This is a genomic window from Chromobacterium sp. IIBBL 290-4 (assembly GCF_024207115.1).
Taxonomy (GTDB): Bacteria; Pseudomonadota; Gammaproteobacteria; order Burkholderiales; family Chromobacteriaceae; genus Chromobacterium.
Window position 1 is genome coordinate 213,426 of the sequence record NZ_CP100128.1, and the last position, 26,518, is coordinate 239,943.

Below are 26,518 nucleotides of genomic sequence, written 5' to 3' on the forward strand. Positions count from 1 at the left end.
CGGGCGTGGGGAACACACGCCGACCGATTGGAAATCAAATTTAACCGGCGGTTCATCCCCACGGGCGTGGGGAACACACCAAATTCAAGCTGCTGATTTTTAAAGATAAAAACCCGCATCACAAATCTACCGAATATTACACCCTCAAACCGCGCCGGCATCCTTGCAGCGCAGGGAAGCCGGTTCCGCCATGAAAAGTCTCCTCTTCACGGCCAAAACGACGTTGGCATTATCATGGCAACTCATGCCCCGGCGCAATCCGCCGCCCTCAGCAAACGGCCAGGCTGGCCGGCCAGCTCCAGCCACAGGCTTTGCGGCGGCAGGATGCGCTCGCCGTAAGGGGCCGGCTCCGCGCCGAAGTTGGCGGTCAGACGGCTGCCGTCCTCAAAGCGGGTTTGCTGCAAGGTCCGTTCGGCGTTCAGCCAGACAAATCCGGTCAAGACTTTGGTCGCCAGTTGCTCGTGCGCAGGGCGGAAGGCGCGATCTGCGCATTGCAGTCGCGGCAGCCTGGCTTTGAGGCTGGCGGCCGATAGGTGGAACAGCGGCGGCACGTTGTACAGCCACTGCGCCAGCAGATTGTCGGCGTAGGCGTTGCTGAATTTCAGGTTGTCGTACAGCCAGTGGTTGGTGGTGACGATGGAGCCATGGAACACCGTCTGATACAGCGGCAGCCGGTAAGGCGCGGCGTAGAACAGGCTGCGATAGGGCTCCTTCAACGGCACGGACTTGAAGAAGGTTTCCGGCTGGTCGGCCGGATACCAGCGCCCCAGAAAATACGGCGATTTCTGGTTTTTCTGCAGATCCGGGTCGCCCCAGCCCAGCACCGGCACCTGCATGCCGTGGGCGAAGGCGATGCCCAGGCTGGTGGTCGCGTTGCCGTTTTCCGACCCCACCGGCAATTTCAAGACATCCCGCGTCCATTGCATCGACGCCTCAAAGCCCTGCGCCATTCGCGCCTGGCTGGTTTGCCGGCCCGGCGTGTAATCGTCGAAGGTCATCCCGGTGGCGTAGGCATCCAGAAACCAGCTATTGAAGCCGGTCGCCGTTTGCAGCGCCTGGACGCGGGCTTGCAGCGTGGCGCGGACGCAATCCGGGTTGGTGTAATAGCCGGATTGTTGGAAGCCGGTTTTTTTCTTGCCGTTGCGCAGGGTGATGCCGCACTGGCGATAGACCTCTTCACCCTGCTGCGCCGTCACCCAGTCGCGCCGCTCGCCGGGTTTCAGCGCCGTTTGATAGGAATCGTAGGCGCCCATCAAATAGCCGGCGCGCGCGCCCGCCGCCACCGCCTGCGGCTGCCACAACCCGCCCTCCCAGCTATCCACGCCCAGCCACAGCCGCTTGAGTCCGGCCTGCTCCAGCGCGGCTATGGTTTTGGTCGACAGGCCGCCGCCCCAGTTATCCGGCGCGGCCAGGGCAGGACCGAACAGCTTAAGCGCGTCTTCCCGCAAACCATGATAGGAGGCCGCGAGGTTTCGCCACTGCGGCTGGCCGCCTTGCCAACTGCTTCGCGCTTCGGCGGTCATCGCCTGGTTCAGCGCCTCGATCAGTTTGCGGCGCTGGTAGCGATCCGGCTGCGCAGCGGCGGCGCGCAGCACGGATTGGGATTCCGCATCGAAACGGCCGCGCAGCTTGACCGCCAGCGGATCGCCGCCGCGCAAGGCGCGCAGCAGGCTCGGCCAATCGCGCACGTCGGATTCCGCCAACAGGTCGTTGCCCCATAGATAAACATGGCTGGCGCCCAGCAATTTGGCGGTATCCGGCTGCTTGGCGATTTTGTCGGCCAGCGTCTGATAGCGCCCTTCCGCCTGCAGCCACTGCTTGTAGCGCTGCGCGCCTGACAGCGGATTGCCGTCGCCCAGATGCAAGAGCAGCGTCATCGGCTGGTCCAGGTTCAGCGGCGTGAATTCGTGGCTCAGCATCAGGGCCAAGCCCTGCTCCTCGGCCGTGAAAGCCAGGCGGTTATTGAAAGGATTGAGCAATAGCCAGTGCAGGCTGCTTGCGCCGTAGTTCATGCCCCACAGGGGCAGGCTGAGGTTTTGCGAGGTGTCGTAGCCTTTGCCGGCGTCTTCCGGCAAAAACTCTCTCCAGGGCGAGGGGCCGGCCGGGATATAACTGCCCTCGGCCAGCGGCAGCATCAGGCCCTTGCCCATCGCCGCCGCCGGCTGGCGCAGCAGCGTCCATTCGCCCGGCGCTTTGGCGCGCGCGCTCAGCAACAGGTCATGGCCTTGCAGGCTGGCGGTCCAGCTGAGTTGGCCCTCGCCCCACTGCCAGCTGGCACTCGGTCCCGCCTGCTTCAGCGCAGACACCGCGTGCGCATCGCCCGCCGCCGTCAGCTGCCGGGCCGGGCCATCGCCGGCGCGGACGCTGAGCGCCAGCGTCGCCGGGTCCAGTTCCACCCGCCAATCCTGATTTTCCAGGCTCAAGCCCGCCCAGACCGACGAAGGCAAGGCCAGCGCCAGACAGAGCGTCAAAGTTTTCATTTTTTTCAACATCGTTCATTTCCCATCAACCACGGCCCGGTTCGCGCCAATATGCTTTCCTGCGCCTGCCGCAAGCAAATTCATACAGACTCGATAGGGCGAGACAAGTTTTCACCACGATGGAAACAGAATCGATTCCCAGCCGAAAAAGGCGGGATATGACACGACTCATGGTAAGCTGCCGCCGTTTGCAACTTGATGTTTTTCTTCATGCCTGATCAGAGTTGGGATATTTTCTGCGCCGTCATCGACAACTACGGCGACATCGGCGTCGCCTGGCGGCTGGCCAAGCGGCTGTCGCGCGACTGCGGCCGCGAGACGCGGCTGTGGGTGGACGATCTGCAGAGCTTCAGCCGCATCGCGCCTGGCTTGGACCCGGCCGCGCCGCGGCAAACGCTGGATGGCGTAGACATCCGCCACTGGCCGCAAGACCACTTTCCCGCCGACATCATTCCGCATGATGTGGTGGTGGAGGCCTTCGCCTGCCGTTTGCCAGACAGCTTTGAAGAAGCGATGGCGGCCAAGCCGGCGAAACCCGTCTGGATCAATCTGGAATACCTGTCCGCCGAAGGCTGGACCCATGGCTGCCACAAGCTGCCCTCGCCGCATCCGCGCCTGCCGCTGACCAAGCATTTCTTCTTTCCGGGCTTTGACGCCGCCAGCGGCGGCCTGATCTGCGAAGACGGGCTGATCGCCGCCCGCCAGGCCTGGCAGCAGGACGACGCCGCCGTCCAGGCCTACTGGCGCCGCCGCGGCGTGCCGGCCGTGGGCGAAAACGAGTGGAAGGTCAGCCTGTTCGCTTACGACAATCCGGCGGCGGCCAAGCTGCTGCAAGTGTGGGCCGACGGCCCGCAGCCGGTGCGCTGCCTGGTGCCGGAAGGCAAGGCGCTGCCCGCCATCGCCGCCTTGTTCGGCCACGAGCTGAAAGCCGGCGACCACGCGCTGCTGGGCCGCCTGACGGTGGACGTGCTGCCGATGAGCGATCAGGACGACTACGACCGCCTGCTGTGGAGCTGCGATTTCAACTGCGTGCGCGGCGAAGACAGCCTGGCGCGCGCGCAATGGGCGGCTCGGCCCTTGCTGTGGCATATCTACCCTCAAGACGACGAGGCGCACATCGCCAAGCTGGAGGCCTATCTGGCCGCCTATGGCCAGGGTTTGTCGGCGGAAACCGCAGCCGCCGTGCGCGAGCTCAACCTGGCCTGGAACCGCGACGGCGACATGGCCGCAGCCTGGCGCAATGCCGCGCCGCGCTTGCCGGAATGGCGCCGGCATGCGGCAAACTGGCAACAGCAATTGCTGCAAGGGGGCGATCTGGCGCAAAGACTGCTGCATTTTGTCGCCGAAGTTGCCGAAATCAGATAAAATGCGGCGTTTCTGTCGGAAAGCCCTTTCGGTTTTCCGCTGTTAATTCAAGAGTTTGGGACTCATACGCAATGAAAACCGCACAAGAACTGCGCGCTGGTAACGTATTCATGGTCGGCAACGACCCGATGGTTGTTCAGAAAGCTGAATTCAGCAAGTCCGGCCGCAACGCTTCCGTTGTGAAGATGAAGATGAAGAACCTGCTGACCGGCACCGGCACCGAAACCGTATACCGCGCCGACGACAAGTTCGACGTAGTGGTGCTGGACCGCAAGGACTGCACCTACTCCTACTTCGCCGACCCGATGTACGTGTTCATGGACTCCGACTTCAACCAATACGAAGTGGAAGCCGACAACCTGGGCGACACCATCAACTTCATCGTTGACGGCATGGAAGACGTTTGCCAGGTTACCTTCTACGACGGCAAGGCCATCTCCGTAGAACTGCCGACCACCGTGATCCGCGAAGTGGAATACACCGAGCCGGCCGTGCGCGGCGACACCTCGGGCAAGGTTCTGAAGCCGGCTCGCCTGGTAGGCACCACCTTCGAAGTTCAGGTTCCGGCCTTCGTTGTCACCGGCGAAAAGATCGAAATCGACACCCGCACCAACGAATTCAAGAAGCGCGCCTAAGCTCTTCCTGACCGTTGTGCCCGCAAAAGCGCCCGAAACCGGGCGCTTTTGTTTTGGCCTCGCCCCCTCTCCCCAACCCCTCTCCCGCGAGGGGAGAGGGGCTGTAAGGCGGATGCCCCGCATGCGGGGCGATCCGCCGCCAACGCCGCCGACTCCCACCGCTCCTCCCTCACCCATCATCACCGATCCCTATCACTCATCACGCCCTACCTACTATCCACTACTCGCCCTTTGCGTTGGCCTCGCCCCTCTTCCTCCCTCTCCCGCAAGGGGGCGGGTATCCTGAGCACTGGGCAATTCGCCTTCAAACGACGAAAGCAAGCGGCATGCCGCCTATCCAACCGTGTGCCTTAAGACTTCCAGCCTCCCACGAAAATGCAAATTGAATAAATATTGCCAATGGCGATAATCTCTCCCATGACCACTCAGAAAGCCCACACATGCATGTCGCGCTCGAAACATCCAGGCAGACCGAAGCCATGGAGCTCATCGCCGAGCTGGACGCCTATCAAGACACGCTCTATCCCGCCGAAGCGCGCTATGCGCTCAACCTTGACGCCCTGGCTCAAGATCATGTGCTGTTCGCCGTAGCGCGGACCGAACATGGCCACGCCGTAGGCTGCGGCGCAATGGTCCTCAACTGCGGTTACGGCGAAGTCAAACGCATGTACGTCCGCCCTGAGGCGCGCGGCACATCCTCGACAAGCTGGAAACCACCGCCCGCGCTCGCGGCTGTCCCGTCGCCATGCTCGAAACCGGTCCCTATCAAGCAGAAGCTCTGGCTTTCTACGCCCGGCAAGGCTATGCCGTTTGCGGTCCTTTCGGCGACTACCCGGCCCACCCCTTGAGCGTATTCATGCGCAAATGTCTCACTGAGGCAGGCGCACCGTCTTGATCCATGGGCAGGCGGCGCTTTACTCATGCGCCCCGCACGACCAGCGCCGCCTCCCCTCCACCCCGCAATTCCGCAGCGCGGATTTCCGCTCCCAACTGGAAAAAAACCAGCTACAAGCGGCCGGCTCCCTTGCTTACAGTAGTCCTCGACCCTACTGCCAACTCAACGGAAACCCGCCATGTCCCACTCCGTACTGTCCCCCGAACACGCCCAGCAACAAATAGACGCGCTGAGCGGCCAAGTGCTGGCTCGCGTCCCAGCGCTGCTGGACGCCGCCGGCAAATGCCTGAGCGACAGCCAGCAGCTGAAGCTGGAGTCCCATGTGCGCGCCATGGCGCGCCGCTCGCTGACCGGCGAGGGCCTGCCGGATTTCGACCGCTCGCTGTTCGACGAGATTTCGCCCGTCGCGATGCGCTTGTCCCAGGACGTGGTCGCGCTGTTCGGCAACCTGCCGTCCGACGAGGCGCTGCTGCTGTCCATCCATTTCGAAATGGCCCAGAACCAGGCCTGATCCGCCGCAAGGAGAATGCAATGCGCCAAATTACCGTAGTGATTGGAGACCGCCTGGGCAAGGGCCAGAAAGTGGCGGCCGGCGTGGAGCAGGCCAGCGGCCGCGCGGTGGTGATTCCCGGCATGGCCGCCGACATGAAGCTCGGCGACGTGATGAAGGCGGAAAACGCCCAGCTGGGCATCTCCTTCTGCGGCAGCGGCGGCGCCGGCGCCATCACCGCCCAGACCAAGCACGGCTACAAGGCCCGTTACGGCATGCGCTCGATCGAGGAAGGCGTCACCGCCATCGAGGAGGGCTACAACGTGCTCGGCTTCGGCTTCATGGACAAGGAGGAACTGGGCCAGCGCCTGGTGGCCGCCTATTTAAAGAAGCACGGCGGCTGATATGAAACAAACCTTCCTCGCCACCGTGCAGGTGTCCGGCCAGGGCGACAGCAAGGCGCAGGCCTTCGCCGACGCGCTGTCCAAGGTGCAGCGCGCCGTGCTGGGACAGAGCGACAAGGTGCTGCTGCGCATCGAGCCGCATGAGGTCCAAGTGATCCATGCCGAACAGGCGACGACGACCGAGCGCTTCCTCTTCCTGTTCCTGCCGCGCGAACGCACCCGCTACTCGGTGGCGCTGGAAGTCACGGCGCAGGTCTCCGCCATCGATGCCGACAGCGTGGCCTTCGCCCCCGTTCCACCCCGCTCCTTCACGAGGACGCGCCCATGTTCCTGACCATACTCCTCAAATCGCTGGCGATAGGCGGCCTGGTCGGCACCGCCGTCGGCGCCGGCGCCGCCCGCATGTTCCACGCGCCCACCACCCAGGGCATGGGCGCCTTCCGCACGCTGGGCGAGCTTAACTCCTGCGAGGGCGATCCGGCCTCGCACTTCTCCTTCGGCCTGGGCTTTTTCTTCAACGCCTGGGCATCCTCCGTAGCCGCCGGCGCCTTCACCCAAGACATAGACCACCGCATCATCCCGCACTGGGGCGCGGCGGCGCTGCTGTCGCGCAACCGCAACCTGGCCGAAACGCTGCACAACCCCAAGAAGATGGCCCTGGTCTGCGGCCTGATCGGCATGCTGGTGGTGGCTTTCCTCAATACCACCGCTTCCGCCGTGCCGGCAGCGCTGCAGATCACCGCGGTCAAGGTGCTGGTGCCGGCGGCCAATCTGCTGGTCAACATCATCATGCCGGTGATCTTCTGGCTGGCCGCCATCGAGGCCGGCAAGCGCTCCGGCTTCTGGGGCACCATCTTCGGCGGCCTGGCCCAGTTGATCATGGGCAACGCCGTGCCCGGCCTGGTACTGGGCATCCTGATCGGCAAGGGCGTGGATGACGGCGGCTGGAACCGCATCACCAAGGTGATGATGGGCGCCATCGTCGCCCTGTTCCTGATGAGCGCTTTCTTCCGCGGCTTCGACTTGAAGATGCTGGAGTCCTTCCGCCTGGCTGCGCCCGACTGGCTGCATGCCTTCCACCACGCCGTGCGCGGCTGATAGACAGGAGACTGAGCATGGACGACGTGCAAATCGACGAGCTGAAGCGCAACTTCTGGTACGCGGACTGGAGTTTCCCGCTGCTGGTGGCGCTGCTGTCCTCCGGCGTGTTCGCCGGCACCCATATGTACTACGTGTACGGCATCGGCGCCTTCAACGAGGTGGCCTTCGTCTCTATGCTGCGCTCCGGCATAGACACCGGCGTCTACGGCGCGGTGGCCGCCTTCGGCGCCAGCTTCCTGTTCGCCCGGGTGATAGAGGGCTCGCTGGTGGGCATCCTGGACATAGGCGGCGCCATCATGACCGGCGTCGGCCTGGGCATCCCCGCCATGTTCCTCGGCGCCGGCGTGCTATGGCCGGTGGAGAACTTCTTCGGCGCGCTGCTCACCGGCTTCGCCGCCGGCCTGGCCATAGGCGCGGCCATCATCCTGGCGCGCAAGTTCACCATCAACCAGGGCAACTCCACTTTCGGCGCGGACGTGATGATGGGAGCGGGCAATTCGTCCGGCCGCTTCCTCGGCCCGCTGATCATCCTGTCCGCCATCGCCGCCTCCATTCCCATCGGCATCGGCTCGCTGCTGGGCGCGCTGGCCTTCTACTTATGGGGCAAGCCCATCACCGGCGGCGCCATCCTGGGCGCGATGCTGTTCGGCGCGCTGTTCCCGGTCGCCCTGGCCTGACGGAGACGCCATGTACGATCTGATCATTCGCCAAGCCCGCCTGCCCGATGGCGAGCTGGCCGACATCGCCGCGGCCGGCGGCCGCATCGCCGCCATCGGCCGGGTGGACGGCCCCGCCCGACGCGCGCTGGAGCTGGCCGGCCGCCATTATCTCAGCGCCGGCTGGATAGACGGCCATGTGCATTGCTTCCCGGAGTCGCCCATCTACCGCGACGCGCCGGACGCGGTGGGCATAGCCGGCGGCGTCACCACCGTGGTGGACGCCGGCAGCGCCGGCGTCGACGACATCGCCCGCTTCCGCCGCCATGCCGATGCCGCCCGCACCGAGGTGCGCGCGCTGCTCAATATCTCGCGCATCGGCCTGGCCACCCAGCATGAGCTGGCGGATCTGGCCGATGTGGACCTGCCGCTGGCCCTGGCCGCCATCCGCCAGCATCAGGGCTTTGTCGTCGGACTGAAGGCCCGCCTCAGCGGTAGCGTGGTCGGCCAGAACGGCCTGGCCCCGCTGGTCTTGGCCAAGGACATGCAACGCCAGGCCGGCGGCCTGCCGCTGATGGTGCACGTGGGCAATACGCCGCCGGAGCTGGACGACATCGCCGACTTGCTGGAGTCGGGCGACATCCTGACCCACTGCTTCAACGGCAAGCCCAACCGCATCCTGGACGGCCAGGCGCGGCTGCGCCGCGGCATCGTCGCCGCCATCGAGCGCGGCGTCTTGCTGGACGTGGGCCACGGCAGCGCCAGCTTCAGCTTCGAGGTGGCGCGCGCCGCGCTGGCGCAGGGCATTTATCCGCACACCATCAGCTCCGACATCTACTGCCGCAACCGCGTGTCCGGCCCGGTATACGGCCTGGGCCACGTGATGTCCAAGTTCCTGGCGCTGGGCATGCCGCTGCCGCGGCTGATCGATTGCGTGACCGCCCGCGCCGCCGACGCGCTGCGCCTGCCCGGCAAGGGCCGGCTGGCCATCGGCGCCGACGCCGATTTCACCATTTTCGACCTCGCCGCTTGCGACGCCGTCCTCGCCGACAGCGAAGGCGGCAGCCTGCCGGCCTCGCAAACGCTGCGCCCGCTGGCCGCCATCGTCGCCGGCAAGGTGTGGCCCACAGCAGAAGGGAAAAGCCATCATGTCTTCCATCCATGACAAATACCGCCTGAAGCCGGTGATCAACGCCTCCGGCCGCATGACCCTCCTCGGCGTCTCCACGCCGGCGCCGGAAGTGATGGACGCCGCGCGCCAAGGCATGGCGCATTACTTTGAAATGCAGAATCTGGTGGACAAGACCGGCGACCATCTGGCCGGCTTGCTGGGCGCGGAAGCCGCCACCGTGGTGTCCTGCGCCTCGGCCGGCATCGCGCTGTCGGTGGCCGCCGTCATCGTCCGCGACGACCCGGACCTGCTGGTCAATCTGCACGCCAAGCCGGTGGGCGGCCCGGACGAAATTGTGCTGGCCAAGGGCCACAACGTGAATTACGGCGCGCCGGTGGCCACCATGGTGGCGCTGGGCGGCGGCAAGGTGGTCGAGGCCGGCTGGGCCAATGAGTGCACGCCGGCCCAGCTGGACGCCGCCGTCACGGCCCGCACCGCCGCCATTCTCTACATCCAGTCCCACCACGCCGTGCAGAAAAGCATGCCGACAGTGGAAGAAGCGGTGGCCGTGGCGCGCGCTCGCGGCGTGCCGCTGATCGTGGACGCCGCCGCCGAGGAAGACCTCCGCCTCTACTACCGCCTGGGCGCGGACCTGGTGATCTACAGCGGCGCCAAGGCGATGGAAGGCCCGTCCAGCGGCCTGGTGCTGGGCCGCCGCCAGTGCGTCGAGTGGGTCAAGCTGCAAGGCAAGGGCATAGGCCGAGCGATGAAGATAGGCAAGGAAGGCATCCTGGGCCTGACCGCCGCCGTCGAACATTATCTGTCCACGCCCAAGGCCGGCGGCGCCGAGATGGCGCGCCGGCTGGAACCGCTGCTGGCGCGGCTCAACCGCCTGCCCGGCATCCGCGCCCAGATAGCCTGGGACAGCGCCGGCCGCGACATCGCCCGCGCCGAGGTCGCCTTCGATCCGTCCGCCGCCGGCCTGGATGCCGCCGCCGCCGCGAAACGCCTCAAGGCGGGCAATCCCGCCGTGTATTGCCGCGAATACCACGCCAACGAAGGCCGGCTGGAATTCGACATCCGCAGCGTGGACGAGCAGCAGCTCGCCACGCTGGGCCATTGCATCGAAACCCTGTTGAAGGAAAACTGAATATGCGACTGACTCCCAACTTTCTCCAAGACCGCGTCTGCCTGAACGTGCTGGCCGGCAGCAAACGCAACGCGCTGGAAATCTACGACGCCGCCGCCGGCCATGTGCTGGTGGGCCTGCTGTCCAAGAACTACCCGGACGTGGCCAGCGCGGTGGCCGACATGCGCGACTGCGCCGCCGCCATAGACAACGCCGTCTCGGTCGGCCTGGGCGCCGGCGATCCGCGGCAGTCCGCCATGGTCAGCGCCATCGCCGGCCAGCTGCAGCCTCAGCACGTGAACCAGGTATTCACCGGCGTGGCCGCCAGCCGCGCGCTGCTGGGCCAGGACCAGACCGTGGTCAACGGCCTGGTGTCGCCCTGCGGGCTGGTGGGCATGGTCAAGATCTCCACCGGACCGCTGAGCGCGCGCGCGCCGGCCGGCGTGGTGCCGGTGGAAACCGCCATCGCCATGCTGAAAGACATGGGCGCCGACTCGATCAAGTATTTCTCGATGGACGGCCTCAAATACCGCGACGAATATCGCGCGGTGGCGGAAGCCTGCGCCCGCCACGACTTCTGGCTGGAACCAACCGGCGGCATAGACCTCCATAACTATGAGGACATTCTGCGCATCGCGCTGGATGCCGGCGTGCCGCGCGTCATTCCGCACGTTTACAGCTCCATCATCGATCCCGCCAGCGGCTGCACCCGTCCCGCCGACGTGCGCAGACTGTTGGAAATGAGCCAGGCCGCGCTGGCCTGATTCCGCCCCCCGCCAGTCCCGAGGTAGCCATGGTTAGATTCCCGCATCCCCGTCTCTCCCAGCTGTTCTCAGCCTTGCAGGCGGAAACGCTGCCGCAGGAAGAACTGGCGCGGCGGCTCGCGGTGTCCACCCGCACCGTGCGCAGCGACATCGGCACGCTGAACGAGCTGCTGAACGAGCACGGCGCGCAGTTCGTGCTGGAGCGGGGAGAGGGCTATCGGCTGGCGATAGACGACGCCGAGCGTTTCGAACAACTCAGCCAGGCCGAAGCGCCGTCGCGGAGGCGGCCGCGCACCGGCGCCGAACGAGTGCGCGGCCTGCTGTGGCGCTTCCTCACCGCCGATTATTCGCTGAAGCTTCAGGACATCGCCGATGAATGGTTCGTCAACCGCTCGGTTTTACAAAGCGATATGGCCGCGGTGCGCGACTGGCTGACGCGCTACCAGCTGGCCATCGAAACCCGCCCGCACCATGGCATGAAGCTGCTGGGCCGCGAGTCCGCCATTCGCGTCTGCCTGACCGAGCTGCTGTGCCTGCTGGCGCGCGACGCGCCGGAACACCCGCTGCTGGCGATGGCAGAACTCGACGACGACCTGGCCGCGGCCAAGGCCGTGTTGGCCGATGCGCTGCAGAGCAGCCCGCTGCGCCTGACCGACGAAGGCATGGATTTTCTCAGCCGCTACGGCACCATCGCCTGCATGCGCCTGCGCCAAGGCTACCCGCTGGACGATTTCGACTGCGACGAGCCGGGACCAGACGCGCGCCACCTGGCGCGCCGGCTCGCCGCACTGCTGCGCCAACGCGGCGGCGCAGCGCTGGCGAAATCAGAAGAAGCCTTTCTCGCCATCCATATTGCGGCGCGCAGCACTTGCCCGCCGCAAGCGGGCGCCATCAACGCCGACGATGCCGAGGCACTGGTGCGCTACCTGCTGGACTACATCAAGACACACTACAATTACGATCTGCGCCATGACCCGCGGTTGGCCGAAGACCTGGTCACCCACGTCAAAACCATGATCACCCGCGTGCGCTACCAAATCAATTTGCCCAATCCGGTGCTGGCAGACATCAAGGAGCACTACGCCATGGCCTACGACATCACGCTGGCGGCGGTGTCGAGCTGGGCGCGCCATTCGCCGTACCGGATCAACGAGGATGAAATCGGCTACCTGGTGCTGCACATCGGCGTCGGGCTGGAGCGGCATTACCAGATAGGCTTCATTTATCGACCGCAGGCGCTGCTGGTCTGCGACAGCGGCACCTCCACGCTGCGCATGCTGGAGGCGATGCTGCACCGCCGCTTCCCGCAGATAGGCATCGCCGGCGCGCTCAGCCGCCAGGAATACGAAGCGCTGCCGGCGGTCAACGCCGATTTCGTGATTTCCACCGCGCGGCTGGAGGAAAAGAACCGCCCGGTGTTGACGGCATCGCCCTTCCCGTCCGACTACCAGCTGGAGCAGCTGGCGCGCATGGTGCAGCCGGACCGCAGCCGCTGCGCCATGCTGGAGCGCTATTTTCAGCCCGCCCACTTTATGAGACTGGACCAGCCCATAGGCCAGGACGAACTGTTTCACCGCCTATGCGGCCAGTTGCAGCGCGAAGGCTATGTCGGGCCTGACTACTGTCCTTCCGTGATCGAACGAGAAGCCATACTCGGCACCATGCTGGGCGACGGCATCGCCCTGCCCCACTCGCTGGGCCTGCTGGCCGGCAAGACCGCCGTCTACACCGTGCTCGCGCCGCAAGGCGTAGACTGGGGCGATGGCAATACCGCCCGCGTGATCTTCCTGCTGGCCATCAGCAAGGACGATTACGAAGAGGCGATGGTGATCTACGACCTGTTCGTGTCGCTGATGCGCGAGCGCGCCTCGGCCAGACTGCTGGCCTGCCGAGACTTTTCCAGCTTCAAGCAGGTGGCCATGGACTGTCTGGCCCGCCGCCAGGGAACGTCCGGCTGACGACAGCTGGTATACTGTTCGCCCGAATCACCGCCACATCCGCGCAACCATGTCCGATCTTTTTTCCGTCGAACCGCAAAAACCGCTGGCCGAAGCGCTGCGTCCGCACGCGCTCGATCAGGTGATCGGCCAGCAGCATCTGATCGGTCCCGGCAAACCGCTGAGCCTGGCGGTGGCGGCCGGCAAACCGCATTCCATGATTCTGTGGGGGCCGCCCGGCGTGGGCAAAACTACGCTGGCGCGCATCCTGGCGGCCAGCTTCGACGCCGAATTCATCCCCATCTCCGCGGTGTTCGCCGGCGTAAAAGATATCCGAGAGGCGGTGGAGAAGGCTCACGCCGTGCTGCAGCGCTCCGGCAAGCGCACCATTCTGTTCGTCGATGAAGTCCACCGCTTCAACAAGAGCCAGCAGGACGCCTTCCTGCCTTTTGTCGAATCCGGCCTGATCACCTTCATCGGCGCCACCACGGAAAACCCCTCGTTCGAAGTCAATTCCGCGCTGCTGTCGCGCGCCCAGGTTTATGTGTTGAACAGCCTGAGCGAGGACGAGCTGAAGCGATTGTTCGAGCGCGCGCGGGCGGAAGGCGCGCTGGACGGACTAAGTTTCGACGCCGCGGCCGTCTCCACGCTGACCGGCTACGCCGACGGCGACGCGCGGCGCTTCCTGAACCTGCTGGAGCAGACCCGCACCGCGGCGCAAGCGCGCGGCCAGGCCGAGGTCGACGCTGCGTTTCTGGAAGAAGTGCTGACGCTGAACGCCCGGCGCTTCGACAAGGGCGGCGACGCCTTTTACGACCAGATCTCCGCGCTGCACAAATCGGTGCGCGGCTCCAACCCGGACGCGGCGCTGTATTGGCTCAGCCGCATGCTGGACGGCGGCGCCGACCCGCGCTACCTGGCGCGGCGCATCGTACGCATGGCCTGGGAGGACATCGGCCTGGCCGATCCGCGCGCCATGCAGATCGCCAATGACGCCGCGGCCACCTATGAACGGCTGGGCAGCCCGGAAGGCGAACTTGCGCTGGGACAAGCGGTGATTTATTTGGCGGTGGCGGCCAAGAGCAATGCCGGATACATGGCGTATAATGAGGCCCGCACCTTCGTGAAACAGGACAAATCCCGTCCGGTGCCGGTACACTTGAGAAACGCGCCGACCCGCCTGATGAAGGAACTGGGCTACGGCCACGCTTACCGCTACGCGCACGATGAGCCCCATGGCTACGCCGCCGGAGAAACCTATCTGCCGGAAGGCCTGGAAGACATCGAATGGTATCGCCCTGTGCCGCGCGGACTGGAAAGCAAGATTCAGGACAAACTGGCTTTTTTGCGTCAGCTGGATGCAGACGCCCAGCAAAATCCCGATAGTGAAAAACAGGAATAATCATGCTCGACATCAACTTACTTCGCAATGACATCGAAGCCGTCGCCGCCCGCCTGGCGGACCGCGGCTACACCCTGGACACCGCCGCTTTCAATCAGCTGGAATCCGAGCGCAAATCGCTGCAGTCCCGCATGCAGGAACTGCAAGCCAAGCGCAACTCCTCTTCCAAGCAGATCGGCATCGCCAAGAGCAAGGGTGAAGATGTCTCCGCCATTCTGGCCGAAGTAGCCACCCTGGGTGACGAGCTGAAGGCCGCCGAGCAGGCGTTTGAAGACGTGCAGCGCAAGCTGGACGCCTGGCTGCTGGTCATCCCCAACCTGCCGCACGAATCGGTGCCGGCCGGCAAGGACGAAAACGACAATGTGGAAGTGCGCCGCATGGGCGTGCCGCGCCAGTTCGACTTCGAGGCGAAAGACCACGTGGACGTGGGCACCCCGCTGGGCCTGGACGCTGAAACCGGTGCCAAGCTGTCCGGCGCGCGCTTCACCGTGCTGAAGGGCGACATCGCCCGCCTGCACCGCGCCATCGCCCAGTTCATGCTGAACACCCATACCGGCAGCCACGGCTACGAAGAGCACTACACCCCGTACATCGTCAACGACAGCGCGCTGCTGGGCACCGGCCAGCTGCCGAAATTCGCCGAGGACATGTTCAAGGTGACCCGCGGCGGCGATGAAGAAGCCGCGCCGCAATACCTGATCTCCACCTCGGAAGTGACGCTGACCAATACCGTCGCCGACACCATTCTGCAAGAGAGCGAACTGCCGAAGAAGATGACCGCGCACTCGCCGTGCTTCCGCTCCGAAGCCGGCAGCTACGGCCGCGACACCCGCGGCATGATCCGCCAGCACCAGTTCGACAAGGTGGAAATGGTGCGCGTGGAGAAGCCGGAAAACTCCTACGCCGCGCTGGAAGAAATGGTGGGCCACGCCGAGAACATCCTGAAGGCGCTGGAGCTGCCCTACCGCGTGATCACGCTGTGCACCGGCGACATGGGTTTCGGCGCAGCCAAGACCTACGATCTGGAAGTGTGGCTGCCGGCGCAGAACACCTACCGCGAGATCTCCAGCTGCTCCAACTGCGAGGCCTTCCAGGCTCGCCGCATGAAGGCGCGCTACAAGGACGAAAGCGGCAAGAACCAGCTGGTGCACACGCTGAACGGCTCCGGCCTGGCGGTGGGCCGCACCCTGGTGGCGGTGCTGGAAAACTACCAGAACGCCGACGGCAGCGTGACCATTCCGACCGTGCTGCGCCCCTTCATGGGCAAGGACAGGATAGGCGGCTGAGCTTAGCGCCATCGAAAATGAAACCGGCCTCATGGGCCGGTTTTTTTACGCCTGCCCCGCACCCACCCGCCCCGGCCCTCTCAAACGGAATGAAATACGCTTTAATTTTGATCAATAAATCCATATTGTCATTATTAAGACACTTTCCATATTACTATGCTTTTGAGATAATGTAATAATATTGTTTATTTTTGCTTAGAACATATGCATGAAAATCATATGTCGCCTCAATAGAGGCAATTTTTTTGCTACCGACTCGAACTGAGAAATCCACAATGGCTCGCTCCCGCTTACTGAATCTATCCCCTTTGCTAATCCTCACGTCCGCCCTCGGAGGCTGCGCACAAATGGACATGGGCAATCTCGGTGCTAAAACCGTGGCCACCGGATCCGCCGCAGGCTCGAATGCCGTAGGCGCCAACTCCGCTCTGGAGCATTGCCCCCGCCCGCTAGGCACATTGGGATTGATGGAAGACACCACCTCCCCGTGGTATCTGATGCTGACCAACGAATACAAGCTACCCTCTACCGTGCCGATGCTGAAACTGCTGATTCAGCAATCCAACTGTTTTGTCGTGGTTGAGCGCGGCAGGGGCATGAATGCCATGATGGGTGAGCGTGCTTTGCGTGAGAGCGGTGAGCTGCGCAAAAACTCCAATTTCGGCAAAGGCAAGATGGCGGCCGCAGACTATGCGCTAGTCCCCACCATCACCTTCTCCAATCAAGACGCCGGCAGCCTGGGCGGCAACCTTGCCGGTCTGCTGCCAGGCGCGCTCGGCTCCGTTGCCGGCGCCGTGGCTGGCAGCATTCACAGCAAAGAGGCTAGCACTTTGCTGACCCTGGTGGATAACCGCTCCAGTGTGCAAATCGCCGCAGCGGAAGGCAGCGCCAAAAATATGGACTTCGGCGCGGTCGGCTCCTTGTTCGGCAGCCGCAACAATGGATCCATAAGCGGCTACTCCAATACTCCGGAAGGCAAAGTCATCGTCGCGGCCTTCACCGATGCTTACAACAACATGGTAAAAGCGGTGAAGAACTATAAGATGCAAACCGTCAAAGGCGGCTTGGGCACCGGCGGCCAATTGAAGGTGCAATAAGGACATGCCAGCTGTTGAACATTAAAGGGGTGACAGCGGCATTTTCCTACGCGGCTGCACCAGCAGACACTCAAACGTCTCGCGCGGCAGCGGCTTGCTGAACAAATAGCCTTGGGCGCAATAACAGCCTTGTTCCAGCAGGAACAGGCGTTGCGCCTCCTCCTCCACCCCTTCGGCCACCACGTCCAAGCCCAGGCTATGGGCGATGGAAACGATGGCGCGCGTGATGGCCGCATCGTCGCTGTCATGATGCAGATCGGCGATGAAGGAGCGGTCTATCTTCAGGCCGCGCACCGGCAAGCGCTTGAGATAAGACAGCGAGGAATAGCCGGTGCCGAAGTCGTCGATGGACAGGTACAGCCCCAGTTCCTGCAGCCGGCGCAGCATCTCTATCATCGCGCCGCCCTCTTCCATCACCACGCTTTCGGTGATTTCCAGCTCCAGGCATTCGCTGCCCAGGCCATAATCGGCCAGCGCCTGGCGCAATTGCTCGACGAAATCGCCATGCTTGAGCTGGCGGCCGGAGACATTGATCGCCACCCGTCCAGGCTTCAGCCCGCGGCGCTGCCAATCGCGGATATCGGCGCAGGCCGTGCGCAACACCCAGGCGCCGATCTGCCCGATCAAGGCGCTTTCTTCGGCGATGGGAATGAAGCGATCCGGCGACACCAGCCCCAGTTCGGGATGGCGCCAGCGCAGCAGCGCCTCCGCGCCTATCATTTCGCCGGAATCCAGCGCCACCTTGGGCTGATACCACAGCTCCAGCTCGCCTTGAGCCAAGGCGCGGTGCAGGCTGTACTCCAGCTTCAGCCGCTCCAAAGCCCGCGCGTTCATGTCGGCGGTGTAAAACTGAAAACCGTTCTTGCCGCGCTCCTTGGCGCGGTACATCGCCGTATCGGCATGCACCAGCAGCGTGTCGGCCTCCTCGCCGTCCAGCGGATACAGGCTGATGCCTATGCTGGCGGAAATGAACATCTGCTGGCCGGACACCTCGGACAGTTCCGATATCGCGTCCAGCATGTCCTGAGCGGCGGCGGCGGCCTGCGCTTCGCCGTCCACGTTCTCCAGCAGCACGGTGAATTCGTCGCCGGACAGCCGCGCCACGGTGTCCGTCGGCTTGAGGCGCGATTGCAGCTGGCGGGCGATATGCACCAGCAGCTGGTCGCCGGCGTAATGGCCCAGCGTGTCGTTGACCAGCTTGAAGCGGTCCAGGTCGATGAACAGCAGCGCCAGCTGACGCCGCTCCTCGCCCGCCCTATCCACCGCGCTTTGCAGCCGTTCCAGGAACAGCGTGCGGTTGGGCAGGCTGGTCAGCGCGTCGTGATTGGCCAGGAAGTGCAGCCGCTCCTCCGCCTGCTTGCGCTGGGTGATGTCGGAAAACACCGCCACGTAATGCAGGCATTCGCCGGCGCCGTCGCGAATGGCGGTGATGCTGAGATGCTCGGTATACAGCAGCCCGCCCTTGCGGCGGTTCACCACCTCGCCCTGCCAGCGGCCGTCGCGCGCCAGACTGCGCCACATCTGCTGGTAAAACTCCGGCGGCTGCTTGCCGGACTTCAGCATCGCCGGCGTCTGGCCCAGCGCTTCCTCGCGGCTATAGCCGGTAATCCGGGAAAAGGCCGGGTTGATGGACTGGATCACGCCGTTGGGGTCGGTGATGACGATGCCTTCCATCGTCGATTCGAACACCTTGTCGGCCAGCAGCAGGCTATGGCGCGACTGCTGCAGCGCTTCGTCACGCTGGCGCAGGGCCTCGTGCAGTTCGTTCAGGTATTCGTGCTCGATGCCGTTGACGATGTCGTCGAAACCCAGAATGCGCAACAGCCGGCCATCGTCGGCAAAAACCGCCAGGTGGCGGATATTGTGCTGACGCAGCACGCGGCGCGCCTGCAACAGGCTGGCGCCGGCCGACACGCCGATCAAGGGCTGGCGACAGCCCTGTCCCAACGTAGCCGGCAGCTTGCCGGAGGCGAGCCAGCGCAGCACGTCGCGCTGGGTGACGATGCCATAGCCGCCATCGTCCAGCTTTACCGCCAGCGCGGTCAGGCTCTGCCCGCACATCCGGCTAAAGCCTTCCATCACCGTTGCCGTTGCCGGCAGGGGAATCGCCGCCGCCACCGGCAAATCCGCCACCCGCTTCACCATCAGGAATGATTCCAAGCCCTGGTTGCGCACGATATCGGTCAGGGTGAGCATGCCCAAAGGCTGTCCGTTGCGGCACACCAGCGCATGGCGCAGCTGCCGGCCGCGGAACGCGTCCACTGCCTGCTGCAGGCTCAGATCATGCGCCAGCTCGGCCGGCGGAGGCTTCATCGCCTGCTGGATAGGCTGATCGGCGTCGCCGCCGCTTCGGCATAGCTCCAGCGCGTCGGCCTCCGTCCAGAAGCCGCACACCCGCCCCCCCGCCTCCCGAACCAGGATGGAACTATATCCGGCGGCCAGCATCCGTCTGGCGGCTTCGCGCACGGATTGCGAGGGATCGCAACTCAGCAGCTCGCATGACACGATGTCGGCGATCGAAGGCGGGTGATAAGACATGGCAAATGCAAATGAAAGCGATTTATGTGACAGGCATTATACCTTTAACCCGATGGCAACCAGGGTTTAAATCGGCTTGTCATGATAAAAAAGCCCCGCAGAACCAGTCTACGGGGCTTTCTTTGCGGGCTGCGCGGCCATTTTCGGCCCCATGCGCGGGCAAGCTTACTTGCGCACGCCCCACAGATCATGCTCGCTGCAATCGACGATTTCCACTTGGTAGAACTCGCCAGCCTGCATGCCGGCCGCGTCTTCGACGAACACCAGGCCGTCAATCTCCGGCGCGTCGGCATAGCTGCGGCACACGGCCGTGCCTTCGTCGTCGATCTCGTCCACCAGCACCTGCAGGGTCTGGCCGACTCGGCGCTCCAGGCGGCTGGCGCTGATCTCGGCCTGCACTTCCATGAAGCGTTCCTTGCGGGCCTCCTTCACCTCCTCCGGCACCGGGTTCGGCAGCTCGTTGGCGGTGGCGCCCTCCACTGGGGAGTAGGTGAAACAGCCGACGCGGTCCAGCTCGGCTTCGCGGATGAAGGTCAGCAGCTCTTCGAAGTCTTCTTCGGTTTCGCCGGGGAAGCCGACGATGAAGGTGGAGCGGATCACCAGTTCCGGGCAGATCTCGCGCCACTTCTTGATGCGCGCCAGCACGTTGTCGCTGTTGGCCGGACGCTTCATCAGCTTCAGCACTTTCTGGCTGGCGTGCTGGAACGGAATGTCCAGGTAGGGCAGGATCTTGCCGTCGCGCATCAGCGGAATCACCTCGTCCACATGCGGGTACGGGTAAACATAGTGCAGGCGCACCCAGATGCCGTGACGGCCCAGTTCCTCGCACAGCTCGGTCATGCGGGTCTTGACCGGACGGCCGTTGTGGAAGCCCATCTTGTACTTGGTGTCCACGCCGTAGGCCGAGGTGTCCTGCGAGATCACCAGGATCTCTTTGACTCCGGCCTTGGCCAGGCTTTCGGCCTCGCGCAGCACGTCGTGGATGGGGCGGCTTTCCAGATCGCCGCGCATGGACGGGATGATGCAGAAGGTGCAACGGTGGTTGCAGCCTTCGGAAATCTTCAAATACGCGTAATGCTTGGGCGTCAGGCGCACGCCGATGTCAGGCACCAGGTCGACGAAGGGGTCATGCGGCTTGGGCAGGTGGGTATGCACCGCCGTCATCACTTCTTCGGTGGCGTGCGGACCGGTCACGGCCAAGACCGACGGGTGCACATCGCGCACCACATCGCCCTTGGCCCCCAGACAGCCGGTGACGATCACTTTGCCGTTCTCATTCAGCGCTTCGCCGATGGCGTCCAGCGATTCCTCGACGGCGGAATCGATGAAGCCGCAGGTGTTCACCACCACCAGGTCCGCCCCGTCGTAGGACGGCGCGATTTCATAGCCTTCGGCGCGAAGGCGGGTCAGGATCTGCTCGGAATCGCTAGCTGCCTTGGGGCAGCCCAGCGAAACGAACCCTACGCGAGGGGTCTTGTTCATGGTCGAAATCTTAGGCGTGAAAACAAAATCGCGCGATTATACAACGGTTTGCTTCGCGATACTCATCTGGTTTAACGCGACAGCCCGGGCACGCCGCGGCCGACCGAAAAAAGCGCGCCGGCAGGCATCGCCGCGCCCTCGCGTTTACTTCTGCGCGGAAACCAGTACCGGCATCGGATGTTCGGCCTCCTCCGCCAGCCCCGGCGGCATGGCGATCCGATCCGGGCCCGGCTCATCTACATGGCGCAGCGTAAAGCCAGCGGCCGTCCAAGCATGAGCATGGAGCCCAAGCGCGGTGGCATTTGACAACGCCGCCTGCCGGTTGCTGATGCGCCGCCCTCCGCCTGCTTGCCATTGATCAGCCTGAGAGGCCGCTCGCCCAAGGTTGAGCGCTTGGGCGAGGGGGAAGTTGGCGCAGGACGAATATCTTCAAGAGCATGAGGTTTCAAACCAAGCCTCTGCTGGCTGCATGCTCAAGCAGCGAACCCCGCCTGGCTAGGCCGGATACGCTTGGACCGCGTCAGCGCGCCGGCAAATTCCAGCTCTGGCTGGCCGCGCCGCTGCACTGCAGCAGACTGACCGGCTGGCCGGAGCGGTTGGCGCTCAGACACCGCTTGCTGCTCGCGCTGCGTATCTGGCTGCCATTGCGCGTCCAGACCGACTTGCCGCTGCAGTTGCGGATGTCCACGCCGCCGCCATTCTCTTCCAGGCAGTAATTGTCCTTCAACTGCAGCGTGCCATCCTTCGCATGCACCCAGGCCTGGTTGCCGCCGCTGTGGCAGCCATAGGCGATCGCCGCCGCGCCCTCGCTCACGCCGCCGCTGGCATCCAGGCACTGCCCGCCGTTGGCTATCGGCCCCCGCGTGCTGTTGCCTATGCCATTCTCCTGCTCGCTGCTCTGGCTATAGGCGGTGACTTTGGAAAAGGCGCGGCAAGCATCGCTGACCGAGGTGCCGCTTATGCTGGCCGGCGCCAGCCGGCCCGCCACCCAGCCGCTGGGCGCGCCGAAAGTGGCCTTGCTGTACGGCTGCCCCAGGCAGGTGGCGCGATTGCTGTTCCATTCGAAGTATTCGGTCCAGTTCACCATATTGTTTGGCGAGATCTTGCTGGCCGCGGTCTTGATGCTGCCGAGCTTGAACGAACTGCCGTCGGTTTGATCGGTGACGGTCACTCCCAGCCAGCCGCCCCCCTCGTAGGCGACATGGAAACGGTAGCGGTGGCCCTGCGTCCAGTCCACATGGATGCGGCAGCTGCGGCCGGTGCCCTCGCCGGAAAAGGTGGTGCAGTAGCTGCCCGGGCTGCCGGCCTTGGCGTCGGACGTATCCCAGGCGGAAAACAGGAAGGTGCGCTTGCCGCCGCCATTGCTCTGCATGCCGGTATAAGCGCCAGAGGCGCCGACAAGGTCAAATTGGTTAGCCCAATAGACGTTGGCGGCATAACCCGGATCGCGGTTCACCGTGATAGTGAAGTCCACGGCATCCATGCCGGCGGAAGCGGCGGCGGGAAAACGGTAGTTGGTATAGCTGCCAGGCGTTTTGCCCAAGGCGTGGGCCAGCGGGGAGGCGGCAAGCAACAGCAGCAGCGGGAGCGAGGTTTTGGCTATCATCGCGGTCATCCTTAACGATATCGACGGGAAAAAAGCGCAAGCGATGCCAAACGTTGCGCGCAGCGATAGCCATAGGGATACCTGAGTTAGAGCAATTAATCAATAAGCATTAATTACAAATAAACGGCTTAATTATTTTTATTTTGTTTAAAATAATCGCTATGCGCGTCAAGCCAAACGTTGCGCGCAAATAAACTCCCCCTCCACCGGACAGCCTGCCTCGTCCCTCATCGGCATCACCGCCCGCTCCAGCACGCTCCATTTATCCCCCAGCAGCCGATCCAGATAAGGCGAGGCATGCCGATAGCGGCCGCTATGGTGCAATTGATAATCGCCAGCGGCGTCGCCCAGCCTTTCCACGCAAAACAACAGCAAGCCGCCCGCTTCCGTCTGCCGCGCCAAGCAAGCGAACACCTCGTCCAGATCGCCCAGATAGGTCAAAGTATCCATGCAGGCGATCAACTGCCAACGCCTTCCCGCCGAGCGGAGAAAGGCGCGCAGCTCCGCCTGCGCCAAGCTGGCGTATATCCCCTTGGCCTGCGCCTGCGCCAACATGCCGCCGCTCAAGTCCACGCCGTCCAATCTGCCGACATAGGGCTGCAGGCGCTCGCCAGCCAGCCCGGTGCCGCAACCCAGGTCCAGCGCGGACAATGCGCGGCCGCCTGGCGCATGGCGCGCCAAACATTCTGTCAGCCACTGCGGGCCGCGGTAGCGCAAGCGCGCCAGATCCTGCTCGAAACTCGGCGCCGCAGCATCAAAGGCGCTGCCCACATACGCCTCCGCGCAGGCGGCCGGCGCATCGGCGCCGCCGAAAGCCGCCAACAGATGGCGCGCTACCGGGTGGTCCGGCCGCATCCGCAACCAGCCCTCGGCCATCTCCCTGGCTTCATCCATCCGTCCCAACTGGCACAGCGCCTGCGCTTGCGCGAGCGGCGGCATCTTGCCGGGCGGCTCCGCCAGCACCCCTCGCGCGTTGCAACGCCTGGCCTCGTCATGGCGCTCCTGCAAAAGCAAGGCCTGCGTCAAAAGATAAAAGGCGTCGGGGCACTGCGGGTCCAGTCGCTCCGCCTGGAGCAAGGCTTGCTCGGCATCGATGCCGCGCCCCATGCGCAGCAACTGCGCGCCTAGATTGGTCCAGTAGAAATAACGCGTCGGGTCGAGCTCGGCCGCCCGCCGCAAGGCTGCCGCGGCCGGCTCGTCCATTCCCCGCCGCGCGCGGGCGAGCCCCAGATTGAAATGCCACTCGGCGTGGCTGCCGTCGGCGGCGACCGCCTGCTCCAGCAGCGGCAGCGCCTCATCCAGCCTATCCTGCTGCGACAGCAGGAAACCCAGCCAATGCCTGGCGGACGCGCCCAACTCCGAGTCGTCCAGCAAGCATCGATAGGCCCGCTCGGCCGCCTCCGCCTCGCCGGACAGATGCAGCCGCTGCGCGCGGCTCAGCCTTCCATCCTCATCCAGCCCCATGGCGCTCCCTAGTAGATAAAGACAAGGCCGAAGCAGTCACCGCTTCGGCCTTGGATGATCGCGCGCGCCGCGAATCAGGACTTGTCCTTGTCCTCCGCTCCCGGATAGGCCGGGAAACCGAAGCCGCCGAACAACTGCTTGGTCTGCTCCTGCATGCGGTTTTGCATTTCCAGGAACATGCCGGTGCTCTGCTCCATATAGCTGGCCATCATGTTCTGGATGGCCGGGCCTTGCAGCTTCATGAACTCGCCCCACAGCGGCGCGTTGAGCATGGCGTTTTCGCCGTAGATCGCCTTGGTCTGTTCCTGCATTTTTTGCTGCAGTTGCGAGAACAGTTGCAGGTTTTTCTCCAGGAACGGCCCCATCATGCCTTGCATCGCCTGGCCGTAATAGCGGATGAACTGGGTCAGCACCTCATAGCTGAACATCGGCATGCCGCCGTTTTCTTCTTCCAGAATGATTTGCAGCAGCACGCTGCGGGTGATGTCTTCCTGGGTCTTGGCGTCCTGCACCTGGATGTCCACATTGTCCAGCACCAGCTGCTTGACGTCGCCCAGCGTGATATAGGAACTGGTGGCGGTATCGTACAAGCGGCGGTTCGGATACTTCTTGATGACCCGTTTCTCAACACTCATTTAGCGCTCCTGGTTTATTGTCGTGGTGTTGTGCGGTGGCAATCTAACATAAATACAACAGACTAGAGTAAATCTTCTATCAACTAGCAATCGCCTGTGCTACATTTCCGCGTCATTGTGCAGCGCACAACACCTGTAGAAGTCCGTCTGACCCCATTTTCCACGTAATGGAGGTTTTACACCATGTCCTTCAACAATGAACAGCTGAACAAATTGTCCCTGACCGGCATCGAATCCACCCTGCGCTTCGCCCAGATCGCTCTGGACAGCGCCGAGCGCCTGGTCAAACTGCAACTGGACGCTTCCAAGCAATCGCTGGAAGACAATACCAAGGTGGCCAAGCAACTGTCTGAACTGAAAGACGGCCAGGAAGCGATCAACCACCTGAACAAGCTGGCGACTCAATCCATCGACAAGCTGGTCAGCCACTCCCGCGACGTGTACGAAGTCGTGTCCGGCGCCCAGACCGAACTGAGCAAGCTGGTGGAAGACAGCGTCGGCCATTTCAACAAGTCGCTGATCAGCTCCATCGAGTCCGTGGCCAAGAATGCCCCGGCCGGCTCCGACGCCACGCTGAACGCGGTCAAGACCTCGGTCGCCGCCGCCGCCGCCGCCGTCAACACCTTCAGCAAGGCCGCCCAGCAAGTGGCCGAGTTCACCGACAGCAGCGTCAAGGCCGCCACCAGCGCCACCGCCGACGCGGTGAAAAACTCCGCCAAGCGCGGCGCCACCGTGTAAGGATAGGCGATCGCCATGCCATAACCCCGCCTTTCACGGCGGGGTTTTCATTTTGACGGGTGCGCGATGCCGCCGACAGGTTTACAATCGCGATTCCAAAGATTGAGCAAGCACTACGGACTCTCCGCATGAAAATCAGCAGCAACTTCGACGCCGGCAGCATCGAGATCGTCTCTTCAGAAAACCTTGACGACATCCAGCTGCGCATTCGCCGCGACAACGCGGCCGAGTTCGCGCAATGGTTCTACTTCCGCGTGCAAGGGGCTGCCTACCAACATTGCACTTTCCGCTTCCTCAACGCCTCCGAATGCGCCTACCCGCAAGGCTGGGTGGATTACCAGGCGATGGCCTCCTATGACCGCGTCAATTGGTTCCGCGTGCCGACCCACTACGAAGACGGCGTGATGGTGATCGAGCACGTGCCGCTGTCGGGCAGCATTTACTACGCCTATTTCGAGCCCTACTCCTACGACCAGCACCTGAATCTGATCGGCCAGGCGCAAGGCTCCGGCCTGTGCCAGGTCTCCGACCTCGGCTCCACGGTGCAGGGCCGCGACATGAACTTGCTGACCATAGGCCATGAAGTGGAATCGGATCTGAAGATCTGGATCACCGCGCGCCAGCATCCGGGCGAAACCATGGCTGAATGGTTTGTGGAAGGCTTCCTCAACCGCCTGCTGGACCCGCAAGACCCGACCAGCCGCGCGCTGCTGGACCGCGCCACCTTCTACGTGGTGCCCAATATGAATCCGGACGGCTCAGTGCTGGGCAATCTGCGCACCAACGCGGCCGGCGCCAACCTGAACCGCGAATGGGCCAACCCCAGCCCGGAAACCAGCCCGGAAGTGCTGGTGGTGCGCGAAAAGATGCTGGAAACCGGCGTGGACCTGTTCCTGGACATCCACGGCGACGAGAACATTCCTTACGTCTTCCTGGCCGGCACCGAAGGCGCGCCGTCGTGGAATGAAAACCTGGAACAGGTGGCCGACAGCTTCCGCCATCACTTCCTGCTGGCCAGCCCGGACTTCCAGACCGAACACGGCTATCCGCGCAACGAGGCCGGCAAGGCGAATATGGGCATCGCCACCAACTGGGCGTGCGAGCAGTTCGGCTGTCTCGCCTTCACGCTGGAAATGCCATTCAAGGATAATCACAATCTGCCTGACGACGACTTCGGCTGGAACGGCCAGCGCAGCCTGCGCCTGGGCGAAGCGGCGCTGTCGCCGATCTACGCCGTGCTCAACGACCTGGAACGCGAATAAAACCTGCGCCTCCATGAGAAAAGCCGGCTTCAAGCCGGCTT

Annotated in this window: 23 protein-coding genes and 1 CRISPR repeat array (1 of these 24 running past the window's edge); of the genes, 17 read left to right on the plus strand and 6 right to left on the minus strand. The window is 63.7% G+C overall.

Going from position 1 to position 26,518, the window contains the following annotated elements; translation table 11 throughout:
- Positions 1 to 77: direct repeats of the CRISPR family, unit length 29 nt (it extends 2,209 nt beyond the left edge of the window).
- 165 nt (positions 78 to 242) lie between these two features.
- Positions 243 to 2,480: a glycoside hydrolase gene (locus tag NKT35_RS00885; RefSeq protein WP_254297923.1), complete on the minus strand. Its 2,238-nt coding sequence runs from the start codon at positions 2,478 to 2,480 to the stop codon at positions 243 to 245.
- Between the two features lie 210 nt (positions 2,481 to 2,690).
- On the opposite strand from NKT35_RS00885, the gene earP reads away from it, so the two are divergent.
- From earP to NKT35_RS00960, 15 genes are all read left to right on the plus strand, one after another.
- Positions 2,691 to 3,845: an elongation factor P maturation arginine rhamnosyltransferase EarP gene (gene earP, locus NKT35_RS00890; protein WP_254297924.1), complete on the plus strand. Its 1,155-nt coding sequence runs from the start codon at positions 2,691 to 2,693 to the stop codon at positions 3,843 to 3,845.
- Positions 3,846 to 3,916: 71 nt separating this feature from the next.
- Positions 3,917 to 4,480: an elongation factor P gene (efp, locus tag NKT35_RS00895; protein WP_254297925.1), complete on the plus strand. Its 564-nt coding sequence runs from the start codon at positions 3,917 to 3,919 to the stop codon at positions 4,478 to 4,480.
- A 706-nt stretch (positions 4,481 to 5,186) separates the two neighbouring features.
- Positions 5,187 to 5,375: a GNAT family N-acetyltransferase gene (locus NKT35_RS24145; RefSeq protein WP_371926486.1), complete on the plus strand. Its 189-nt coding sequence runs from the start codon at positions 5,187 to 5,189 to the stop codon at positions 5,373 to 5,375.
- A 178-nt stretch (positions 5,376 to 5,553) separates the two neighbouring features.
- Complete coding sequence (locus NKT35_RS00905) at positions 5,554 to 5,886, plus strand: hypothetical protein (protein ID WP_254297927.1); 333 nt, start codon at positions 5,554 to 5,556, stop codon at positions 5,884 to 5,886.
- 20 nt (positions 5,887 to 5,906) lie between these two features.
- A complete protein-coding gene (locus tag NKT35_RS00910) occupies positions 5,907 to 6,269 on the plus strand; it encodes an SFCGS family glycine-rich protein (protein WP_254297928.1) in 363 nt (120 codons plus the stop codon).
- A 1-nt stretch (position 6,270) separates the two neighbouring features.
- Positions 6,271 to 6,603, plus strand: a complete 333-nt coding sequence (locus NKT35_RS00915) for a DUF4312 family protein (protein WP_254297929.1) — start codon at positions 6,271 to 6,273, stop codon at positions 6,601 to 6,603.
- Complete coding sequence (locus tag NKT35_RS00920; RefSeq protein ID WP_254297930.1) at positions 6,594 to 7,367, plus strand: DUF4311 domain-containing protein; 774 nt, start codon at positions 6,594 to 6,596, stop codon at positions 7,365 to 7,367. The genes NKT35_RS00915 and NKT35_RS00920 overlap by 10 nt, the downstream gene beginning before the upstream one ends.
- Positions 7,368 to 7,384: 17 nt before the next feature.
- Positions 7,385 to 8,047: a DUF4310 family protein gene (locus NKT35_RS00925; RefSeq protein ID WP_254297931.1), complete on the plus strand. Its 663-nt coding sequence runs from the start codon at positions 7,385 to 7,387 to the stop codon at positions 8,045 to 8,047.
- A gap of 10 nt (positions 8,048 to 8,057) precedes the next feature.
- Positions 8,058 to 9,191, plus strand: a complete 1,134-nt coding sequence (locus tag NKT35_RS00930) for an amidohydrolase/deacetylase family metallohydrolase (protein WP_254297932.1) — start codon at positions 8,058 to 8,060, stop codon at positions 9,189 to 9,191.
- Positions 9,175 to 10,287 (plus strand): DgaE family pyridoxal phosphate-dependent ammonia lyase, encoded by a 1,113-nt coding sequence (locus NKT35_RS00935; protein WP_254297933.1) that lies wholly within the window; start codon positions 9,175 to 9,177, stop codon positions 10,285 to 10,287. Before NKT35_RS00930 ends, NKT35_RS00935 begins: the two co-directional genes overlap by 17 nt.
- A gap of 2 nt (positions 10,288 to 10,289) precedes the next feature.
- Positions 10,290 to 11,030 carry a 2-dehydro-3-deoxy-phosphogluconate aldolase gene (gene dagF, locus NKT35_RS00940; RefSeq protein ID WP_254297934.1) on the plus strand — a complete coding sequence of 247 codons (741 nt, stop codon included), beginning with the start codon at positions 10,290 to 10,292 and terminating at the stop codon, positions 11,028 to 11,030.
- A 29-nt stretch (positions 11,031 to 11,059) separates the two neighbouring features.
- Complete coding sequence (locus NKT35_RS00945; protein ID WP_254297935.1) at positions 11,060 to 12,988, plus strand: BglG family transcription antiterminator; 1,929 nt, start codon at positions 11,060 to 11,062, stop codon at positions 12,986 to 12,988.
- A 49-nt stretch (positions 12,989 to 13,037) separates the two neighbouring features.
- Positions 13,038 to 14,369 carry a replication-associated recombination protein A gene (locus NKT35_RS00950; protein WP_254297936.1) on the plus strand — a complete coding sequence of 444 codons (1,332 nt, stop codon included), beginning with the start codon at positions 13,038 to 13,040 and terminating at the stop codon, positions 14,367 to 14,369.
- A 2-nt stretch (positions 14,370 to 14,371) separates the two neighbouring features.
- The gene (gene serS, locus NKT35_RS00955) at positions 14,372 to 15,655 is read left to right on the plus strand and encodes a serine--tRNA ligase (RefSeq protein WP_254297937.1); all 1,284 of its coding nucleotides are present in this window, start codon (positions 14,372 to 14,374) and stop codon (positions 15,653 to 15,655) included.
- Positions 15,656 to 16,002: 347 nt separating this feature from the next.
- Entirely contained in the window at positions 16,003 to 16,752 is a 750-nt protein-coding gene (locus NKT35_RS00960; protein ID WP_254297938.1) for a CsgG/HfaB family protein, read from the plus strand.
- Between the two features lie 21 nt (positions 16,753 to 16,773).
- Here the strand turns inward: NKT35_RS00960 and NKT35_RS00965 are convergent, their stop codons facing one another.
- The 5 genes from NKT35_RS00965 to phaR form a co-directional block, all read right to left on the minus strand.
- A complete protein-coding gene (locus NKT35_RS00965) occupies positions 16,774 to 19,290 on the minus strand; it encodes an EAL domain-containing protein (protein WP_254297939.1) in 2,517 nt (838 codons plus the stop codon).
- A 165-nt stretch (positions 19,291 to 19,455) separates the two neighbouring features.
- Complete coding sequence (gene rimO, locus NKT35_RS00970; protein WP_254297940.1) at positions 19,456 to 20,772, minus strand: 30S ribosomal protein S12 methylthiotransferase RimO; 1,317 nt, start codon at positions 20,770 to 20,772, stop codon at positions 19,456 to 19,458.
- 520 nt (positions 20,773 to 21,292) lie between these two features.
- Positions 21,293 to 22,378: an RICIN domain-containing protein gene (locus tag NKT35_RS00975; RefSeq protein ID WP_254297941.1), complete on the minus strand. Its 1,086-nt coding sequence runs from the start codon at positions 22,376 to 22,378 to the stop codon at positions 21,293 to 21,295.
- Between the two features lie 168 nt (positions 22,379 to 22,546).
- Positions 22,547 to 23,842 (minus strand): methyltransferase domain-containing protein, encoded by a 1,296-nt coding sequence (locus tag NKT35_RS00980; RefSeq protein WP_254297942.1) that lies wholly within the window; start codon positions 23,840 to 23,842, stop codon positions 22,547 to 22,549.
- Positions 23,843 to 23,916: 74 nt separating this feature from the next.
- A complete protein-coding gene (gene phaR, locus NKT35_RS00985) occupies positions 23,917 to 24,477 on the minus strand; it encodes a polyhydroxyalkanoate synthesis repressor PhaR (RefSeq protein ID WP_254297943.1) in 561 nt (186 codons plus the stop codon).
- 183 nt (positions 24,478 to 24,660) lie between these two features.
- On the opposite strand from phaR, the gene NKT35_RS00990 reads away from it, so the two are divergent.
- Together NKT35_RS00990 and NKT35_RS00995 are read left to right on the plus strand one after the other, a co-directional pair.
- Positions 24,661 to 25,215: a phasin family protein gene (locus tag NKT35_RS00990; RefSeq protein WP_254297944.1), complete on the plus strand. Its 555-nt coding sequence runs from the start codon at positions 24,661 to 24,663 to the stop codon at positions 25,213 to 25,215.
- 128 nt (positions 25,216 to 25,343) lie between these two features.
- Positions 25,344 to 26,477, plus strand: a complete 1,134-nt coding sequence (locus tag NKT35_RS00995; protein WP_254297945.1) for a M14 family metallopeptidase — start codon at positions 25,344 to 25,346, stop codon at positions 26,475 to 26,477.
- The last annotated feature ends 41 nt before the right edge of the window (positions 26,478 to 26,518 follow it).